General features: G+C 60.4%; 15 protein-coding genes. 3 read left to right on the top strand and 12 right to left on the bottom strand.

The window, feature by feature from the left end:
• Positions 1-80 precede the first annotated feature (80 nt).
• Positions 81-2,924 (top strand): excinuclease ABC subunit UvrA, encoded by a 2,844-nt coding sequence (gene uvrA / locus ADS46_RS08830; RefSeq protein WP_066318993.1) that lies wholly within the window; start codon positions 81-83, stop codon positions 2,922-2,924.
• Between the two features lie 150 nt (positions 2,925-3,074).
• Positions 3,075-3,818: a Crp/Fnr family transcriptional regulator gene (locus ADS46_RS08825; protein WP_066318992.1), complete on the top strand. Its 744-nt coding sequence runs from the start codon at positions 3,075-3,077 to the stop codon at positions 3,816-3,818.
• Positions 3,819-3,899: 81 nt separating this feature from the next.
• Here ADS46_RS08825 and ADS46_RS08820 read toward each other — a convergent pair whose 3' ends face one another.
• Both ADS46_RS08820 and ADS46_RS08815 read right to left on the bottom strand, forming a co-directional pair.
• Positions 3,900-4,682 (bottom strand): ribonucleoside-diphosphate reductase, encoded by a 783-nt coding sequence (locus tag ADS46_RS08820; protein ID WP_066318990.1) that lies wholly within the window; start codon positions 4,680-4,682, stop codon positions 3,900-3,902.
• A gap of 58 nt (positions 4,683-4,740) precedes the next feature.
• The gene (locus ADS46_RS08815; protein WP_066318988.1) at positions 4,741-6,852 is read right to left on the bottom strand and encodes an adenosylcobalamin-dependent ribonucleoside-diphosphate reductase; all 2,112 of its coding nucleotides are present in this window, start codon (positions 6,850-6,852) and stop codon (positions 4,741-4,743) included.
• A 194-nt stretch (positions 6,853-7,046) separates the two neighbouring features.
• Between ADS46_RS08815 and ADS46_RS08810 the strand changes: the two genes are divergently transcribed.
• A complete protein-coding gene (locus tag ADS46_RS08810) occupies positions 7,047-7,622 on the top strand; it encodes a hypothetical protein (RefSeq protein WP_420706115.1) in 576 nt (191 codons plus the stop codon).
• A gap of 6 nt (positions 7,623-7,628) precedes the next feature.
• Here ADS46_RS08810 and ADS46_RS08805 read toward each other — a convergent pair whose 3' ends face one another.
• From ADS46_RS08805 to cheY, 10 genes are all read right to left on the bottom strand, one after another.
• A complete protein-coding gene (locus tag ADS46_RS08805) occupies positions 7,629-8,309 on the bottom strand; it encodes an OmpA/MotB family protein (protein ID WP_066318986.1) in 681 nt (226 codons plus the stop codon).
• 5 nt (positions 8,310-8,314) lie between these two features.
• A complete protein-coding gene (locus ADS46_RS08800) occupies positions 8,315-9,133 on the bottom strand; it encodes a motility protein A (RefSeq protein WP_066318982.1) in 819 nt (272 codons plus the stop codon).
• A 95-nt stretch (positions 9,134-9,228) separates the two neighbouring features.
• A complete protein-coding gene (locus tag ADS46_RS08795; RefSeq protein WP_066318980.1) occupies positions 9,229-9,930 on the bottom strand; it encodes an RNA polymerase sigma factor FliA in 702 nt (233 codons plus the stop codon).
• Between the two features lie 30 nt (positions 9,931-9,960).
• Positions 9,961-10,368, bottom strand: a complete 408-nt coding sequence (locus ADS46_RS08790) for a flagellar protein FlhE (protein ID WP_066318978.1) — start codon at positions 10,366-10,368, stop codon at positions 9,961-9,963.
• A 64-nt stretch (positions 10,369-10,432) separates the two neighbouring features.
• Positions 10,433-10,990 carry a hypothetical protein gene (locus tag ADS46_RS08785; protein ID WP_066318977.1) on the bottom strand — a complete coding sequence of 186 codons (558 nt, stop codon included), beginning with the start codon at positions 10,988-10,990 and terminating at the stop codon, positions 10,433-10,435.
• Positions 10,987-13,152, bottom strand: coding sequence for a flagellar biosynthesis protein FlhF (flhF, locus tag ADS46_RS08780; RefSeq protein WP_066318974.1), 2,166 nt, complete (start codon positions 13,150-13,152; stop codon positions 10,987-10,989). The genes ADS46_RS08785 and flhF overlap by 4 nt, the downstream gene beginning before the upstream one ends.
• A 39-nt stretch (positions 13,153-13,191) precedes the next feature.
• On the bottom strand, positions 13,192-15,273 hold the full coding sequence (gene flhA, locus ADS46_RS08775; protein ID WP_066318968.1) for a flagellar biosynthesis protein FlhA: 2,082 nt from the start codon (positions 15,271-15,273) through the stop codon (positions 13,192-13,194).
• On the bottom strand, positions 15,270-16,436 hold the full coding sequence (gene flhB / locus ADS46_RS08770) for a flagellar biosynthesis protein FlhB (protein WP_066318965.1): 1,167 nt from the start codon (positions 16,434-16,436) through the stop codon (positions 15,270-15,272). The genes flhA and flhB overlap by 4 nt, the downstream gene beginning before the upstream one ends.
• 100 nt (positions 16,437-16,536) lie before the next feature.
• Positions 16,537-17,232 (bottom strand): protein phosphatase CheZ, encoded by a 696-nt coding sequence (gene cheZ, locus ADS46_RS08765; protein WP_066318963.1) that lies wholly within the window; start codon positions 17,230-17,232, stop codon positions 16,537-16,539.
• Positions 17,233-17,274: 42 nt separating this feature from the next.
• Positions 17,275-17,664, bottom strand: a complete 390-nt coding sequence (cheY, locus tag ADS46_RS08760; protein WP_066318961.1) for a chemotaxis response regulator CheY — start codon at positions 17,662-17,664, stop codon at positions 17,275-17,277.
• Positions 17,665-17,675: the final 11 nt, after the last annotated feature.

The raw sequence follows: 17,675 nt of genomic DNA, 5'->3' as shown, positions 1-17,675 counted from the left end.
CGTTGCCGAGCGAAACCGCTTTGCCGGGAGGGCCCGGAGAAACGTATAATCACGCTTTTGCCGCGCGATTCGAGGTGTTGATGGACAGCATTCTGGTCAGGGGTGCACGCACCCACAACCTCAAGCAGATCGATGTGGAACTGCCCCGCAATAAGTTGATCGTGATTACCGGCCTTTCCGGGTCAGGCAAGTCGTCGCTGGCGTTCGACACCCTTTACGCCGAGGGGCAGCGCCGCTATGTGGAGTCGCTCTCCACCTATGCGCGCCAGTTCCTGTCGATGATGGAGAAGCCCGATGTGGACCACATCGAGGGGCTCTCACCGGCCATTTCCATCGAGCAGAAGTCTACCTCGCACAACCCGCGCTCGACCGTGGGCACGATTACCGAGATTTACGACTACCTGCGCCTGCTGTTTGCCCGCGCGGGCACCCCACGCTGCCCCGAGCACGGTGAAGACCTAGAAGCCCAGACGATTTCGCAGATGGTCGACCAGGTCATGAACCTTGCCGAAGGTACCAAGCTGATGCTGCTGGCCCCGGTGGTCAAAGGCCGTAAAGGCGAGCATTTGCAGCTGCTGGCAGAGTTGCGCGCTCAGGGGTTTGTGCGTGCGTTGATCGACGGACAGGTGCTGGAGCTCGACGACATTGCCCCGCTGGACAAGCGCAAAAAGCACGATATCAGCGTGGTGGTCGACCGTTTCAAGGTGCGTGATGATCTCGCCCAACGCCTGGCCGAATCCTTTGAAACCGCGCTGAACCTGGCCGACGGCACCGCCATGATCCACTTCATGGACGGTGGCCATGAAGATATCGCCTTCTCGTCGCGCTTTGCCTGTCCGGTGTGCGGCTACTCGCTGGCGGAGCTCGAGCCGCGCATGTTCTCGTTCAACAACCCGGCGGGTGCCTGCCCCACCTGCGACGGGCTGGGCGTCCAGCAATATTTCGACCCGGCCAAGCTGATCAGCCACCCGGAGCTGTCGCTTGCCGAAGGCGTGATCAAGGGCTGGGACCGGCGCAATATCTACTATTTCACCCAGCTTCAGGCGTTGGCCAAACACTATCGTTTTGAACTGGAAACGCCCTGGAATGAGTTGGCTCGCCACGAGCAGGACATTATCCTCAACGGCAGCGGCGATGAAACCATCCCGTTTGTCTATGTAGGTGATCGCGGCCGCAAGGTGACCCGCGAACATACGTTCGAAGGCGTGCTGCCCAATATGCAGCGCCGCTACCGGGAAACCGAATCCAACATGGTCCGCGATGACCTGGCCAAGTATATCGCGGTACAGCCCTGCGCGACCTGTAGCGGCTCGCGTCTGCGCAAGGAATCGCGCCATGTGTACGTCGACGACCGCAACATTGCCGATATGGTGCATTTGCCCATTGGCGACGCATGGCGCTACTTTGCCGACCTACGACTGCCGGGACGCAAGGGCGAGATCGCCGACAAGATCGTCCATGAAATTCATGCGCGGCTGGAGTTTCTGGTCAACGTCGGGCTCGATTACCTCAACCTGGAACGCAGCGCCGACACCCTCTCCGGTGGCGAGGCCCAGCGCATTCGCCTGGCCAGCCAGATTGGCGCTGGCCTGGTCGGCGTCATGTACATTCTCGACGAACCTTCCATCGGGCTGCATCAGCGCGACAACGACCGGCTGCTGAAAACCCTGGAGCGGCTGCGCGACCTGGGCAACACCGTGATCGTGGTCGAGCACGATGAAGATGCCATTCGCGCCGCCGACCACGTGCTGGATATCGGGCCCGGGGCTGGCGTCCACGGCGGCGAAATTGTCGCCCAGGGCACCCCGCAAGACGTCATGGACAATCCCGAGTCGCTGACCGGCCAGTACCTTTCCGGCACGCGGGAAATCGCCGTGCCGCCCTACCGCATTCCCGGCAATCCGGAAAAGCAGCTCATCGTCCGCGGCGCCACCGGCAATAACCTTCAGGACGTGTCGCTCTCGCTGCCGCTGGGGCTGTTTGTCGCCATTACGGGCGTGTCCGGCTCGGGTAAATCGACGTTGATCAACGGCACCCTGATGCCCATCGCCGCCCGGGAGTTGAATCGCGCGACCTCGCTCACCCCCGCGCCTTATCAAAAAATCGAAGGGCTCGATCAGCTGGATAAAGTGATTGATATCGACCAAAGCCCGATTGGCCGCACACCGCGTTCCAACCCGGCTACTTATACCGGCATTTTCACGCCCATCCGCGAGCTGTTCGCGGGCACCCAGGAAGCCCGCTCGCGGGGCTACAAGCCCGGCCGGTTCAGCTTCAACGTCAAGGGCGGGCGCTGCGAAGCCTGTCAGGGCGAGGGCATGATCAAGGTCGAGATGCACTTTCTGCCGGATATCTATGTGCCCTGCGACGTGTGCAAGGGCAAGCGCTATAACCGTGAAACCCTGGATATCCATTACAAGGGCAAGACCATCCACGAAGTGCTGGCCATGACGGTGGAAGATGCCCTGGAATTCTTCAGCCCGGTACCGGCCATTGCCCGCCGCCTGCAAACCCTGCTCGACGTGGGCCTGTCCTATATTCGCCTGGGGCAAAGTGCCACCACGCTGTCGGGCGGGGAAGCCCAGCGGATCAAGCTCGCCCGGGAACTGGCCAAGCGCGATACCGGCAAGACGCTGTATATCCTGGACGAGCCAACCACCGGCCTGCACTTTGAAGATATTCGCCAGCTACTGACGGTGCTCCACCGCCTGCGCGATCACGGCAACACCATCGTGGTGATCGAGCACAACCTGGATGTGATCAAGACCGCTGACTGGATTATCGACCTGGGTCCCGAAGGCGGCTCCGGGGGCGGTCGGATCATCGCTGAAGGCACGCCTGAGCAGGTCGCCAAACAGGCGACATCGCATACCGGGCGCTTCCTGGCACCGTTACTGGCACGGCAACAACGTGCGTCCGCCTGATGGTCCATCATGGCGGGACTTGCGTGAGTCGCCGCCACGCTGCGAAACTCATGTAATACATGGCGTTAAGCATTTTTTATCGGCGTCGTTTATAGTAGCGGTTGGTTGAGTCATTTATTTTAAGCGAACATCGTTCAGGGGTGGTTAATCGTGGGCCAGGAAAAAAGCTGCATCATTAAGCATTTCAGCCACTACTGCTCGCTTGATGAAGACGAAAGACAACTGCTCATCTCGCTGGAGGATAGCCCCACCGATATTAAAGCAGGCACGCTACTCTGGGAGATAGGCGACCCGGCCAATGAGTTCTGTACGCTGAAAAGCGGCTGGGCTTACTCGTATCGCCACCTGGAGAACGGCGACCGCCAGATACTCGAAGTCTTTTTGCCCGGCGATATCATTGGCCTGCGCGAGTTTGCCTTTAACCAGCGTCTCGAGAACGTGCGCATGATCAACGACGGCGTTATCTGCCATTTCCCCCATCGCCGCATGCTCGAACTATTTCGCCAGTCGCTGCCGCTGACCTCGATCATGTTTGCCATCGGCAGCCGTCAGCAGGCGTTGCTCACCGAACGGCTGGTGAACATTGCCCGGCGCAGCGCCCGCCAGAAAATGGCCCACTTTCTTCATGAAATGTATTTACGGCTGCGTCAAACCAACGACGATATCAGCGGCCAGTTCCGCCTACCGCTTTCCCAGGAGCAGTTGGCCGATATTCTGGGCCTGAGCCCGGTTCACGTCAGCCGGACATTCAGCGCGCTAAGCGAGGACGGCCTGGTTTTCCGCGACCGTCATAACGTCACCATTCCGGACCTGGACGCGCTCTCCGTGGAAGGCGAGTTTGACGACGCCTACCTGACCGATAACGTGCGGCCGCTGTTTGACGCTGCTGGCTAGCACGCCCCCCGCCAATACATCAATGAAAAAGGGCGCGAGCCGTATAAGCGCGCGCCCTTTTCCGTACGGCGATGACTTACATTAGCCGCACTTCGACCAGCCGCACCCTGCGTAGCAGGTGGGGCAGCCATCCATCATGATCAGTTCTCCGCGGCATTCAGGGCAGTGACCGACGACCGCCGGGCCGTTGCTCGGGGCATTAGAGGTGGCGGCATCTTGCCCGATGGGCTCGACCGCGCCGTTTTCTGCCTCAGTGGGCGTGTCGTCGGCGGGGGGCTGCCAGGCGTGGCCGTGCTGCATGCGATGCGCGTAACGCTCCACCAGGCTTTCCACCGGCACCTGGTTGCCGTCCTGATCCAGAAAGCCGCGACGGTACAGAATCTGCTGGATCGACCAGGCAATGGCGGCCACCTCGGAATCATGGAACATGGGTTTGTTCCAGCGGTTCATCCCGCAGCGCACCAGGCCCTTGTCCCAGGCCACTTTGCGCAAGTCGGCCACTGCCTGGGTGACGTAACCGCCGCGGGCCGCCAGTGACAGGCTACGCATGGTCGCCGTAATCCACTGGTGTTCGCTGGAAAGCTGTCCGGAAGGGAAGAAAAACTCCACCGGGCGCTCGATGACCACGCGTTTGCCGCCGACCACGCCTTCTACCGGCATGAAGGACACCAGTAGATAAACCTTTTTGCGGCCTTCGGCGCCGACGTAGGAAATCTTTTCCGAGACGGCTTCCAGGGTGCCTTCCGGGCGCGACGGAATGCGCACCGTCAGCGGGTCTTCCTCGGGCAGGGTCGGGCTGGGCGCCGCTGGCTCCTGCTGCTTGATACGGTAACCGACGATTTTCGAGGTGATTTCAACAGTCATAACGTTCTCCACTTGGCAAAGGGGTGCAGGGCTGTGCGTGATGGGGCGTGGCCCGGCATCACCATTTGCCGTAGGTGCCTTCTTTCAGACCATCAAACAGGTTGGCGGCGTTGTGCTCTTCACCGTCGTAGATCACTTTTTCATCGCCGGTCAGTTCGAGGGTTTCACCGTTCTCCAGCTCAAACACATAGGTGGTGTTTTTCAGATCGTCTTCGCGCACCAGAACGCCCTGGAAGGCTTCCGGATTGAAGCGGAAGGTGGTGCAGCCTTTGAGGCGGCTTTCGTAGGCTTGCAAATAAAGGTCCTGGAACTTCTCGAACGCAAACTCGGTAGGCACATTGACCGTCTTGGAAATCGCCGAGTCGATCCATTGCTGGGCCGCCGCCTGCACCGCCACGTGCTGCTCGGGGGTCACCGCATCGGCGGTGATGAAGTAGTCGGGCAGGTCGCTGTCCACCGCGTCGGCGGCAATAAAGTGGCGATAGGCTGCCAGCTCGAAGGACACGACTTCGACCTGCTCCTTGGTCTTCTTGCCCGACTGGATGATATTGCGGAAATAACGGTGCGAGAACGACGGCTCGATGCCATTGGACGCATTGTTGCCCATGGACAGTGAAATAGTGCCGGTCGGGGCGATGGAGCTGTGGTGGGTAAAGCGTGCGCCGTGTTCGGCAAGTTGCGCCACGAGTTCGGGCTCAAGCTCGGCCACCTTGTTCATGTACTGGCTGTAACGGGCATGGAGAATACGCCCGGGCACCTTGTCGCCCACCTCATAGCCGTCCTTGGCCAGCTGGGGACGCTCGCGCATCATCTTCGGGGTGATCACGTGCTCTTCGGCAAGTACCGGCGCCATGCCCTTCTCTTGGGAAAGCTCCAGCGCCTGCTTCCAGCCTTCAATGGCCAGATGACGGCTGACTTCTTCGGTAAAGGCCAGCGACGCCTGGGAGCCGTAAGGAATCTTGAGCATGGTCAGCGTCGAGCCCAGGCCCAAAAACCCCATGCCATGGCGGCGTTTGGCTTCGATTTCGCGCTGCTGCTGGGGCAACGGCAAGCCGGCAATCTCGACCACGTTATCCAGCATGCGGGTGAAGATCGCCACGACTTTACGGTAGCGGTCCCAGTCAAAGCGCGGCTGGTCGCTGAACGGCTCAATGACGAACTGGGTCAGGTTGACCGAGCCCAGCAGGCAAGCGCCTTCCGGCGGCAGCGGCTGCTCACCGCAGGGATTGGTGGCGCGGATATCTTCGCAGAACCAGTTGTTGTTCATGCGGTTCACCTGATCAATCAAAATGAACCCGGGCTCGGCGTAATCGTAGGTCGAGGCCATGATGGTGTCCCAAAGCTCCCGCGCCTTGATCACCTCGACAATCCGGCAGGCCACGCGGCCTTCATCGTCGACCGTATAGCCTTCCTCGACCACCGGCCAGTCGCGATAGATGATGTCCTCGTCGCTGACATCGTCTTTCTCGCCGGGGTGGAGCGGGAAGGCCAGCGGCCAGTCGGCGTTATGCTTGACGGCCTCCATGAACTCGTCGGTAATCAGCAGGCTAAGGTTGAACTGACGCAGCCGCCCGGCTTCGCGCTTGGCCTGGATAAACTCACGCACGTCCGGATGGCCGACATCGAAGGTGCCCATCTGCGCGCCGCGACGGCCACCGGCAGAGGCCACGGTGAAACACATCTTGTCGTAGATATCCATGAACGCCAGCGGGCCATTGGTGCCTGCGCCAGCGCCGAACACAAAGGCCCCTTTATGGCGCAACGTGGAAAAGTCGTAGCCGATACCGGCGCCGGACTTGAGGGTCATTCCGGCGTCTACCACGGAATCCAGGATATCGCGCATCGAATCGCGAATGGTGCGCGACACTGTGCAGTTGATCAGGCTCACCGCGGGCTTATAGGCGTCAGCCCCTGCGTTGGAGAGAATCCGCCCGGCAGGCACCGCGCCATTTTCCAGCGCCCAGCGGAACTTCGGCAGCCACTCTTGCGCCTTGTCGCCTTCTACATCCGCCAGGGCTTTCGCCACCCGCTCGAAGGTCGCGCCCAGGTCCTGATCCACCGGCTGGCTATGGCGATCCTTAAGACGATATTTGGCATCCCAAATTTCCCGCGACGGTTCCTGAAGCGGGACATCGTTAGAGGTGTTCATAGCCTGGGTAGCAGTACTCATGTCGCGAAACTCCTTAGCGGCGTTGAAAATAGCGCTTGGTCAAAGCGATTATACGAGGCAACCGGGTGAAGTATAGTCTTGACTTTGCACTATATCGGCTGCTTTTTCATATTTTTTCTACCATATATAGAAAAATCAGCGCCTTAGTCTTTTGTCACCGTGCATCAGACGATAGGCTAAGGGTTTTCCAGATGATGGGCCTGATCATGCCGTTGATATCGCGTTTTCATTCCGCACTTGCTTACCCTGCGCTTGGCGCTGCGTTGGTGTTATCGCTGCCATCGGCGCATGCCGTGTCGTTTAACGTCGAAGACGACCAAACCCACGACCATTGGCAGTCGATGGCATTGACCCTCGGTAACGAGCGGCATTTTCGTGCCGTGGAAGCGCACAGCTACTCGGATGCCACCTTGAGCGTCAATGCCACCCAGGGCGTGTGCGACTTACCCTGGCTGGAGATGCGTGTCGAGCTGGAGGCCGCTCAGGGCGAAAGCCGAGCGGTTAATCAGGTGCCTGCGCGGCTACGCGTCGATGAGCGCGAGCGCATCCACAGCGTCGCCGAATTTATCACCGAGCGTGGCAATAACGGCTTTTATGCCCACTTTTATCTCAACGATATCGATCAATTGATCGCCGACATGAGCGTCGGCGAGCAGGTCTTCCTGGGCTTTGATCAGGGGGATGAAGACCCCTGGTACATGATATTCAGCCTGGAGGGCGCGGGAGAGGCGCTGGCAAGGATGCAGCGCCTGTGCCGGGATGCGTCTTAGCGGGGGTTAATTTTGGGTTGGCGGCTGCCTGAGCACCAGCTCGACGCGACGGTTGGCCGCCCGCCCCTGCGCTGTGGCATTACTGGCGATCGGCTGGGTATCGGCATAGCCAACGGCGCGCATGCGATCAACCTCGAGCCCCTGGCTATCCAGATGGCGGACCACGGCGATCGCCCGTGCCGACGATAGCTCCCAGTTGGAAGGAAAGCGCGAGGTCGAGATGGGCACATTATCGGTATGGCCTTCGACGGACACCTGTCCATCAAAGGCGCTGAGCACCTCGACAAGACTGTCGACGAGGTCACGGCCCTGCCCGGTGAGTTGCGCCCGGCCGCTGTCGAACAACAGGTTGTCGTTGATGCGCAGCGTCACCCCTTCCTGCCCCTGGGAAACGTCCACTCCCGGAATGCTGATACCGTCAAAGCGCGGCTGCAGGCCGCTGTGACGGGGCTCGATACCGGTCGCCAGTGATGCCAGAGGCAGGTCGGCGATCGCGCCGGGGGACGCTTCATCGACGCTGGCTTGCGAGCCAGCGTCGTTACCGCCGGGTGGCGCCAGCGAGAGCAGCAAGACAAACAAGGTCAGCAACAGCGTCAATACATCCAGATAGCTGGTCATCCAGCCATCGTCGCCACTGTCCTTGGGCAGTGGCGCTTCCAATGTATGGCGGGTATCCCGGTCTAGCATCCCGACTACCCCTTGGCGGGGGCGCTATTCGAGGCGCGCGGCTTCTTGACCTCCGGCTCGCGGATTTCGTCGTGGTAGTTGGCGACGAAGGAATTGAGCGTTTCTTCTATAAAGGAAGGTAGCCGCCGCTTGGTAATCAGGGAGATCCCCTCCAGCACCATGTTCATGGTGATCAAGCGCTCCTCGGTGCGCCGCTCGAGCTTCACCGCAATAGGTTTGAACACCAGGTTGGCCAGCAGGATACCGTAGAAGGTGGTCAGCAAGGCCACCGCCATGCGCGGGCCGATCACATCGAGATTGCCAGAGTCCATGACTTCCAGCATGTTGACCAGCCCCACCAGGGTGCCAATCATGCCGAAAGCCGGCGCATAAGTGGCCATGGTGCGGAATATCTGCGCTTCCGCGTGCTCACGCGCTTTTAGCCGCGCAATCCGCCAGCGCAACATATCGAAGATTTCGTCTTCTTTGGTGTTGGCGATCACCAACTGGATGCCGGTCCGCAAAAACGGATTGCGGGTGTTTTCGAGCTCTCGTTCAACGGCGCGGACATCGCCCTTGAACCACAGCCGGGACATGGCCACCAGCTCGTTGATGTCGTCACGCACATAGGTGTTTTCACGCCGGAAGACCAGCCCGACCAGGCGTACCACCCGCAGCACTTCCTTGAGAGGATAGCTGATAAAGGTGGCGGCAAGGGTGCCGGTGACCACGATGGCAAGCCCTGGCAGGTTGAGGAAGCTGCCCGGCGACTCGGCGGTGAAAAACAGGACGCTTACCAGCAGCAGGATGCTGGCGAAAATACCGATCAGCGTCGATGGGTTCATGTCGTGCTCCTAAAGCAATATAACGGGGCGCATCAGCGCTGAAACGTAAAAGCCGACTGCCGTTGCCCTGGCCGTCAGCGAAACATCAACAGACCCTAAACCGAGTCGTTTAACTTGGCACGCAGACGGCTGACCGCCTGACTGTGCAACTGGGAAACGCGAGACTCAGTGACGCCGAGCACGGCGCCCACTTCTTTCAGGTTGAGTTCTTCCTGGTAATACAGCGCCATGAGCAGTTTTTCCCGCTCGGGCAGCGCTTCGATGGCCGCCACCAGGGTTTCCCGCTGTTGGGCGTCGAGCAAATGATCGAAGGGCGAACTCACGGCTTCACGATTATGCGGTTCGCTGCCATCCGCCACCAGCTCTTCAAAGGGCAGCAACTGCCCGCTATTGGTGTCGTGCAATAACTGCTGATAATCAGCCAACGGCATATCCATGGCGTCGGCGATTTCTGTTTCTTCGGGGGGGCGCCCCAAGGATTGCTCCAGGCGCCTGACGGTTTCATCAACGGCTCGCGCCGAACGGCGGACGCTGCGAGGTAGCCAGTCACGGGTACGCAATTCGTCCACCATCGCCCCGCGTATGCGCTGGCTGGCAAAGGTCGCAAAGGTGGCGCCCTGAGTGGCATCGAAACGTCCCAGGGCTTCCAGCAACCCCATCATGCCTGCCTGGATTAAGTCATCCAGCTCTATACTGGCCGGCAACCTGACCTGAAGCGTCAAGGCCTGACGTCTCACCAGTGGCATGTACTCCGTCATCAGCTCACTTTGTTTGATCCTGCCTTGTGCTGTGTACATCCTATTGCCTCGCGGCTAAACCACCTGTGCTCACTGGTAATCTACTATCATCTGCAACCCTTTAACGCTAACGGGCCGCTGCCCTGGGTTTAGCGCAAATTGAAAATGCAGGGGCGTTGTCGCACTTATGCCGGATAAAGCACGGGTCTCCCCACGCATGCCCGATAACGACACGCAGCGCTCAGGATGGCATAGCCAGGCCTGTAGTGCTGCCCCGGGTGCGTGCTGGTACTGCCACTGGACTCGCTCAATGACCGCCGCTGGCGTGGTCGCCCCCGCTGGAGGGCGAACCGGTTCACTGCGGCTGGCACGGTCGCTCATGACCACCATGAGCCCGGGCACTTGTGTCACCCAACTGCTGGACGCGCCCTGAGCATAAGCACTGAGACCCAAGGCTAATACCAAAATGCTAATCGCATAACGCCAATAGCCTAGCATGCTTCATTCCTTCTCATGAGCGGATTAACCCCGATTATTAGACGCTTTACCGACGTTAGCTGCGTCAGCGGGCCAGCAACAGCAACTCGATACCCAGATAGTCCCCAGCCGCTTGCTGCAGGTTGGCCAATAGGCCTTGCCTGGGCAGATGGGGCTCATGCAGGGCCAGTAAGCGTTGCGGCCCGTTATGCTGCCTCAACTGTTTGAGTAGATGGTACATGCGTCCAAACGCATCGGCATCGCTGTTGACCCACAGCGCCCAGCGACGGTGTTGCTGACTGAGTGTCGCCAGTTCAGGCGCATCCGGCATCACGATCCGAATATCCCAGTCGGCCGGATCCCCGGCCCAGGCGCGCCCTAGCGCGGCCCACTGGCCAAGACGCGCGCTGACCTTGCGCGCCTCTACCGGCCCATCACCCGACAGCCCCGTGACCATTAACGGCGTTTTGGGCTTGGGCGGTGTGACAGGCGGCTCCATGGCCGCCGCGCTGGGCACCACCGGCGAGCGGTAGGTCATCGGCCCGGGTGATTCCGTTGCCTCGGGAGGCGCTTCGTCGCCCCGCTGCTGTCGCTGCAGATCCGCCCACTTGCGTAGCCCAGCGGCTTGGTCTCGTGCGCTCATGCCAGGCCCTCACGATTAACGCTACCCAGCTGGCGGATCGCATCACGGGCCATAAAGGCGTACACCAGCGCATCCAGCAATGCCGTATCGCGCCGACGGCGACGGCTGCTTAACAGGTTCAGCACATCACCGTGCAATCCACTGGCGGCCTCGTCCTCGGCGCAATCAAGGTGCCCGGCAATGGCGGCAATACCGCTGGCCATCAACAGGCGCACTTCAGGGCTTACTTCGCCGCTATCGGCGTCTTTCAGTTGCTGCCAGGCACGCCGTGTCAGCGCCGCCAGGCCTTCACTCTGCAGCTGGGTTACCAGCAGGCTTAGCACCTCGTTGCCCAACCGCGCGGGTGTGAGCCAGTAACGACGGGTGACCACCTTGGCACTTTCCGGGTCGCGCACTTCGCCATACCACGCCAGCAGCGCCCGCCCCTCTTGGTCGGTGACTTCGGCATAGGCCGTCCACAGAGCCATCGGCTGGCCACGGAAGCGCACATTGACGCGGTGGTTGAGCGTACTTTCGGCAAACAGCTGGCGCAGGGGATAGCGCTCGCCGTGCAAGTTTACCCTGAGTGCCGGGGGCGCCAGGCTGACCCAGGTCAGGTATTGGCTTTCTAACCAGGTCAACGCCTCGCTATCGGGTAACGCTGGCAGCAGGTGCACGGCGACACCATCGCGTTCGCTGAAGGTGGCCATGCGCGGCTGCCAGCCAGCGGGTTGGCGATGCTGCAGCCAGGGCAACGCCATCCAGGCGCCCTCGGCATCCAGCCCTATATCCGGCATCGCCCAATCACAGCCGCGCTCGTTGCGGCGGGGCGACCAGGCCATACCCAGCATGCGTTGGGGCGGCGGGTACCCCTCCAGCAACTCGTCCAGGCGCTGATCCTGCAACACGCTGGGCAGGTTAGCGATATCCCAGACGCCTTCGAGGCGCTCAAAGCCCACCATCCGCTCGCGCAGGCGCGCAAACAGCGACGACAGACGGCGCCCCTGGCCCAGCACATCCCGCGACCAGCGGGGCATACTGATCGGTGCCGCGGGTGGCGACGTATTGCTTGACCCGGCGGCGTCGGTATTCAGCGCCTGGTCGACCAGCGCAGCAGGATCCGCCACCGCCATATCTTCGGGGACCTGCTGACCATAGGAGCCAAACAGCACGCGCATGCCATGGCGCATGACAATATCCAGGATGGGTGCCAGGCGTCCTGCTTCATCCTGCTTGGTGATGATGCAGTCATCCAGCTCGGCACCCGCCGCACGGGCGGCCTGGCGATAGCGCAGCACCACTTCTTCAAGCGTTTCAGGCTGGCTGGCGGCATTGAGCAGCAATACCAGCCTGACGTTGGAGCGGCCGCCCTGTAAATGGGCGATCTGCTCGATGACCCGCTGGTCGCGCTGGCTCATGCCCACGGTATCGATGATGACCCACTGTTTACCCTGCAGACGACTCAGCAGGTCGTCGATGGGTTGCTCCGCGTCCAGCGCGTACATCGGGATATCCAGCAGGCGCGCGTAGATGCGCAGCTGTTCATGGGCACCGATACGAAAGCTGTCGGTGGTCACCAGGGCGACGGGGCGGGTCCCGTGGCGCATGACAAAGCGGGCCGCGAGCTTGGCGGTCGTGGTCGTCTTGCCGACCCCGGTGGGCCCAACCAGAGCGACAATGCCCGTTCGGTCGAAAAATTCGGGCTCATCCTGGAGTACGGCCAGGCGTGTCATCAGCCGTTCGCGCAACCATGCCAAGGCCTGTTCGCTATCCGCGCTTTGCGTCGCCAGGTCGCCTGGCAGATCCATCAGGATGTCGTCGGCAAGCTCGCGGCTGAAACCAACGCCGCAAAGCAGTTGCCGCCAGCGCTCTGCGCCGCTGGCGGTCGAGGCAGTGGGTGTTGTGCGGCGCTCGCTTTGTTGGGAAGCAAGCAGCGAGCGCATATCCTGCATTTCGCGCAGTAAGCGCTCACTCATCGACTCCAGCGGATCCTTCGGCGTCGCTGGTTGCTCGTTAGCTGGCGAAGGTTCGAAATGATCGACGGCTTCGTCGGCCATGGCGAGAATTTCGACGCCGCCTTCAGTGCGGCGGTTGGCCACGATCAGAGCGTCTTCGCCCAGCGTTTCACGCACCTGGCGCATCACATCGCGACTGTTGTCGCCCACGAAACGTCTAACACTCATGTATTACCCCTGGCCGTGAGTCAAATAGCGACGCTGGCATCAGCGGCCCCCTACCACAGTGGTTACCCGCAGCGTGCGGTCATCGGGTATCTCAGCCTGGGACAGAACGGCCATGTGGCGCAAGCGGCGGCGCAAGAACCGCGACAGTACCGCACGCAGGGAATGCTGAACCACCAGTACCGGCGGTTCGCCACTGCTTTCGTGGCGCTCCAGTGCCTGCTGGGCCTGGGTCATCAGCGTTTCGGCAAGCCCCGGCTCCATCGCCCCGTTACCGTTCATCGCCTGCACCAGCACCTGCTCCAGCTGAGCATCCAGGCCCATCACGTTCAGGGTTTCCTGACCGGCAAACCACTGCTGGGTAATCGCCCGGCCCAGGGCAACGCGCACCAGCGCAGTGAGTTCGTTGGCGTCCTGCTGCTGGCCTGCGTACTCAGCCAGGGTATCAAGGATGGTGCGCATGTCGCGAATCGACACGTCTTCATCCAGCAGGTTTTGCAGGATACGCTGCAGCACCGTGAGGGAAATGGCCTTGGGCACGACTTCTTCCACCAGCGACTTCTGCTCGCTGCCCAGCTTGTCCAGCAGTTTCTGAACCTCCTGGCGGCCGAGCATTTCCGGCGAGTGGCGATGCAATAGGTGATTGAGATGCGTGGCAATCACCGTACTGGCGTCGACGACGGTGTAGCCGTAGACCTGGGCATGCTCTCGCTGGCTGGAATCAATCCACACCGCGGGCAAACCAAAGGCAGGGTCTTCGGTTGACGTGCCCTGCAGTTCCCCCGACACCTGCCCCGGGTTGATCGCCAGCCACTTGCCCGGGTACGCCTCGGCACGGCCAATTTCGGCGCCTTTCATTGACAGCACATAGGCGTTGGGCGACAGCTCCAGGTTGTCGCGTATATGCACCACCGGGGGCAGGAAACCGACTTCCTGGGCAAACTTTTTACGTACGCTTTTGATCCGCGCCAGCAACTCGCCTTTTTGACGTGAATCCACCAGCGGAATCAGACGATGCCCAACTTCCAGGCCGAGCGTATCGACCAGTTGGACATCTTCCCAGCTGGCCTCAGGCGCCTCCTGGGTCGGCGGCGGTGCGGCAGAAATTTCCTCCTTGACCAGTGCCTGCTCCTGGCGGCGCATGATGAACCAGGCCAGCCCGGCGAGCAGCAGGGTAAACAGCAGGAAGACCATGTTGGGCATGCCCGGCACGATACCCAGCAGACCCATGACCATCGCGGCCAGTATCATCACCTGGGGATTGATGAACAGCTGGCTGATCATCTGCTGACCCACATCCTGGTCGGTGTTGACCCGCGACACTGTCACACCGGCGGCCGTGGAAATAACCAGGGCGGGAATTTGGGCGACCAGACCATCGCCAATGGCCAGCAACATATAGCTGCGACCGGCATCGCCAAAGCTCATATCGTGCTGCAGCATGCCGATCATCAGGCCGCCAATGATGTTGACGACCATGATCACCAGGCCTGCCACGGCATCGCCACGTACGAACTTGCTGGCACCATCCATCGACCCGTAAAAGTCGGCTTCCTGGGCGATTTCCGCACGCCGGTTCTTGGCGTCTTCCTCGCCGATCAGCCCTGCATTGAGGTCGGCGTCGATGGCCATCTGCTTGCCGGGCATGGCGTCCAGCGTGAAGCGAGCACCCACTTCGGCAATACGCCCCGCACCTTTGGTGATCACCATGAAATTGATGATCACCAGAATCAGAAAGACCACCAGGCCTACGGCAAAGTTACCGCCGACCAGAAACGCCCCAAAGGCCTCGATCACCTTGCCGGCGGCGGCACCGCCCTGGTGCCCTTCCATCAGCACCACGCGGGTTGATGCCACGTTCAACGACAAACGTAGCAGCGTGGTAAACAGCAGCACGGCGGGGAAGGCGGCAAAGTCGAGGGGCTTTTGGGCAAACATGCTGACCATCAGCACCATGATGGCCATGGCGATATTGAAGGTAAACAGCAAATCCAGCGCAAACGGCGGCATGGGCACGATCATCATGCCCAGAATCATCAGGATCAGCAGTGGCCCGGCGAGCAACTGGACCTTTACGTCGCTCACCCAGTCACGCCGACTCATTAGTTGGGTAAAGCCTTTCATGTTGGGGCCTCATCGCCACCGGCACCGCGCCCGGGGGTTTCCATTTCCGGGGGAACCGGCAGATTATCAGGGGTAGGCGGCACTTCGCCTCCTTGTTGCGCTACGTTTTTCAGGCGATATGCCCAGGCCATGACCTCGGCCACGGCCGTATATAGATTCGCCGGTATTTCGGCGTCCAGGTCGACGTGATGATACAGCGCCCGGGCCAGCGGTGCTGCTTCTAATCGTGGCACTTCCGCCTCATTGGCAATTTCACGGATGCGCTCGGCCACCGCATCAGTGCCTTTAGCCACCAGGCGTGGCGCGCCCATCTGGCCCTCCTGATACGACAGCGCCACCGCGTAGTGAGTCGGGTTGGTAATGATGACGTCCGCCTCCGGCACCTTGCTCATCATACGGCCCCGCGCCATGGCCTGCTGCTGTTGGCGAATGCGGGCCTTCACCTGCGGGTCGCCTTCTGACTCCTTGTGCTCGCGCTTGACTTCTTCCTGGCTCATGCGCAGCTTCTTGGCATTGCTCCACAGCTGGAAGGGCACATCGATCAAAATCACCACGATCAACGCCAGGACCATCAAGCCCGCCGCCTGGGCCGCCATGGTCAAGGCGCTGGCCAGTGCCTGCTGAATGGGCTGGTTCATCAGTGACATGAACTTGCCCATATTAAGGTATAAAAACGCCGCACCCACACTACCGACCAGCAGTGACTTGGCTATCGCCTTGGCCAGCTCGATCAGCGCCTGGGTAGCGAAGATACGCTTCATCCCGGAGAGCGGATTCAGCTTGGACAGCTTGGGCTGCATCGACTTGCCTGAAATCAAAAAGCCGCCCAGCAGCGCGGGTGACACCAGCGCGATCAACGTCAGCAGTAAAAACAGCGGCATCATTGCAAACAGGGTGCGCCTGCCGAGATCGATGGCATGGGTGACCATCGGCATACTTTCCATGGCGTGGCGGCGTTCAAATAGGAACGCCTGCTCCATCACCATGCCAAGCTGATTATAGAGCATTTGTCCCATGGTCCAGAGGCCAATCACCCCGCCCAAGAGCACCAGAAAGGTGGTCAGCTCCCGCGAGCGGGGCACCTGCCCTTCTTCACGCGCCTTTTCCAGTCGTCGGGGCGTGGCCTCTTCGGTCTTTTCCTGGTCGCTGTCGTCTTCTGCCATGCGGTCATCCGGCCAGGTTATTTATCGCGGCTAAACACGAAAAGCCGCCCCTTAGGACGGCTTGAGCAAAACGAGCCCGAGCAAGGGTTCACAGCGTGCGTTAGAAGCCCAATTCGTCCAACAGATCGTCGACCTGATCCTGCCCGGTCACGATATCAGGTGCATTGTCCTTCACTTGAGGCCCATTCAAAAGGTCTTCGTTACGCCGTGCATTCTCGTTTTTCCACTGATCTTCGGCCTTGCGTTGCATCGATTCTCGTGCCTGGGCACCCGGAACGTTGTCAATGAGCACCTGGACCAGCTGGTGTTCGATCTCGCGAATGACGTCCATCATCTTCTTGATGACCTGACCGGTGAGGTCCTGGAAATCCTGTGCCATCATGATTTCCATCAGCTCTTTATTGGTCGCCGCCGCCATATCCGGCACGCTACCCAGGTAGCCACGGGTATCTTTGACCAAGGCTTTAGCGTCGTCCAGTTCCTTGGGGGCTTCAAACCACTCTGCCCAGCGCTTGTCCAGTGCCTCGGCCTGGTCGCTAAGCTGGTCCTGAAGCGGTTGGGCACGATCAATGGCATTCAGCGAACGGTCGGCCGCCTGCTCGGTCATGGTGGCGACGTAATGCAAACGGTCGCGTGCATCCGGAATGGCTTCCGCCGCCTTCTCGATTTCCTTATCCAGCCCCAGCTCGCGCATGTTGTCCCTCAACATGCGGGTCAGCTTACCGACGCGATGAATAAGGTCTTCGGCGGCCTCTTCGGACAATTGGGTAGAACCGGACTGTTCATTCTGGCTCATGGTGCTCTCTCCTCGTAATCCCGGCCCGCAGGCCTCGCCGCGTTACTTACCCAATTTGTCAAAGATCTTATTGAGCTTTTCTTCCAGCGTCGCGGCCGTAAACGGTTTCACAACGTAACCATTAGCGCCCGCCTGAGCCGCCGCGATGATGTTTTCTTTCTTGGCTTCCGCCGTCACCATCAAAACCGGCAGGTCCTTGAGGGCGTCATCCTGACGGATTTCCTTGAGCATCTCCAGGCCATCCAGATTGGGCATGTTCCAATCAGACACCACAAACTCAAAGCTGCCAGCGCGGAGCTTGTTCAGGGCATCCTGACCATCTTCCGCTTCTTCGACGTTGGTAAAGCCAAGTTCTTTCAATAGGCTGCGTACAATACGGCGCATCGTGGGGAAGTCATCCACCACCAAAAAGCTCATGTTCTTATCTGCCATGGGTCATCCTC

This window comes from Halomonas sp. G11 (genome assembly GCF_001663515.1).
Lineage (GTDB): Bacteria > Pseudomonadota > Gammaproteobacteria > Pseudomonadales > Halomonadaceae > Vreelandella.
Note: the sequence above shows the minus strand (reverse complement) of the source record. Positions and strands in the feature narration are given on the sequence as shown.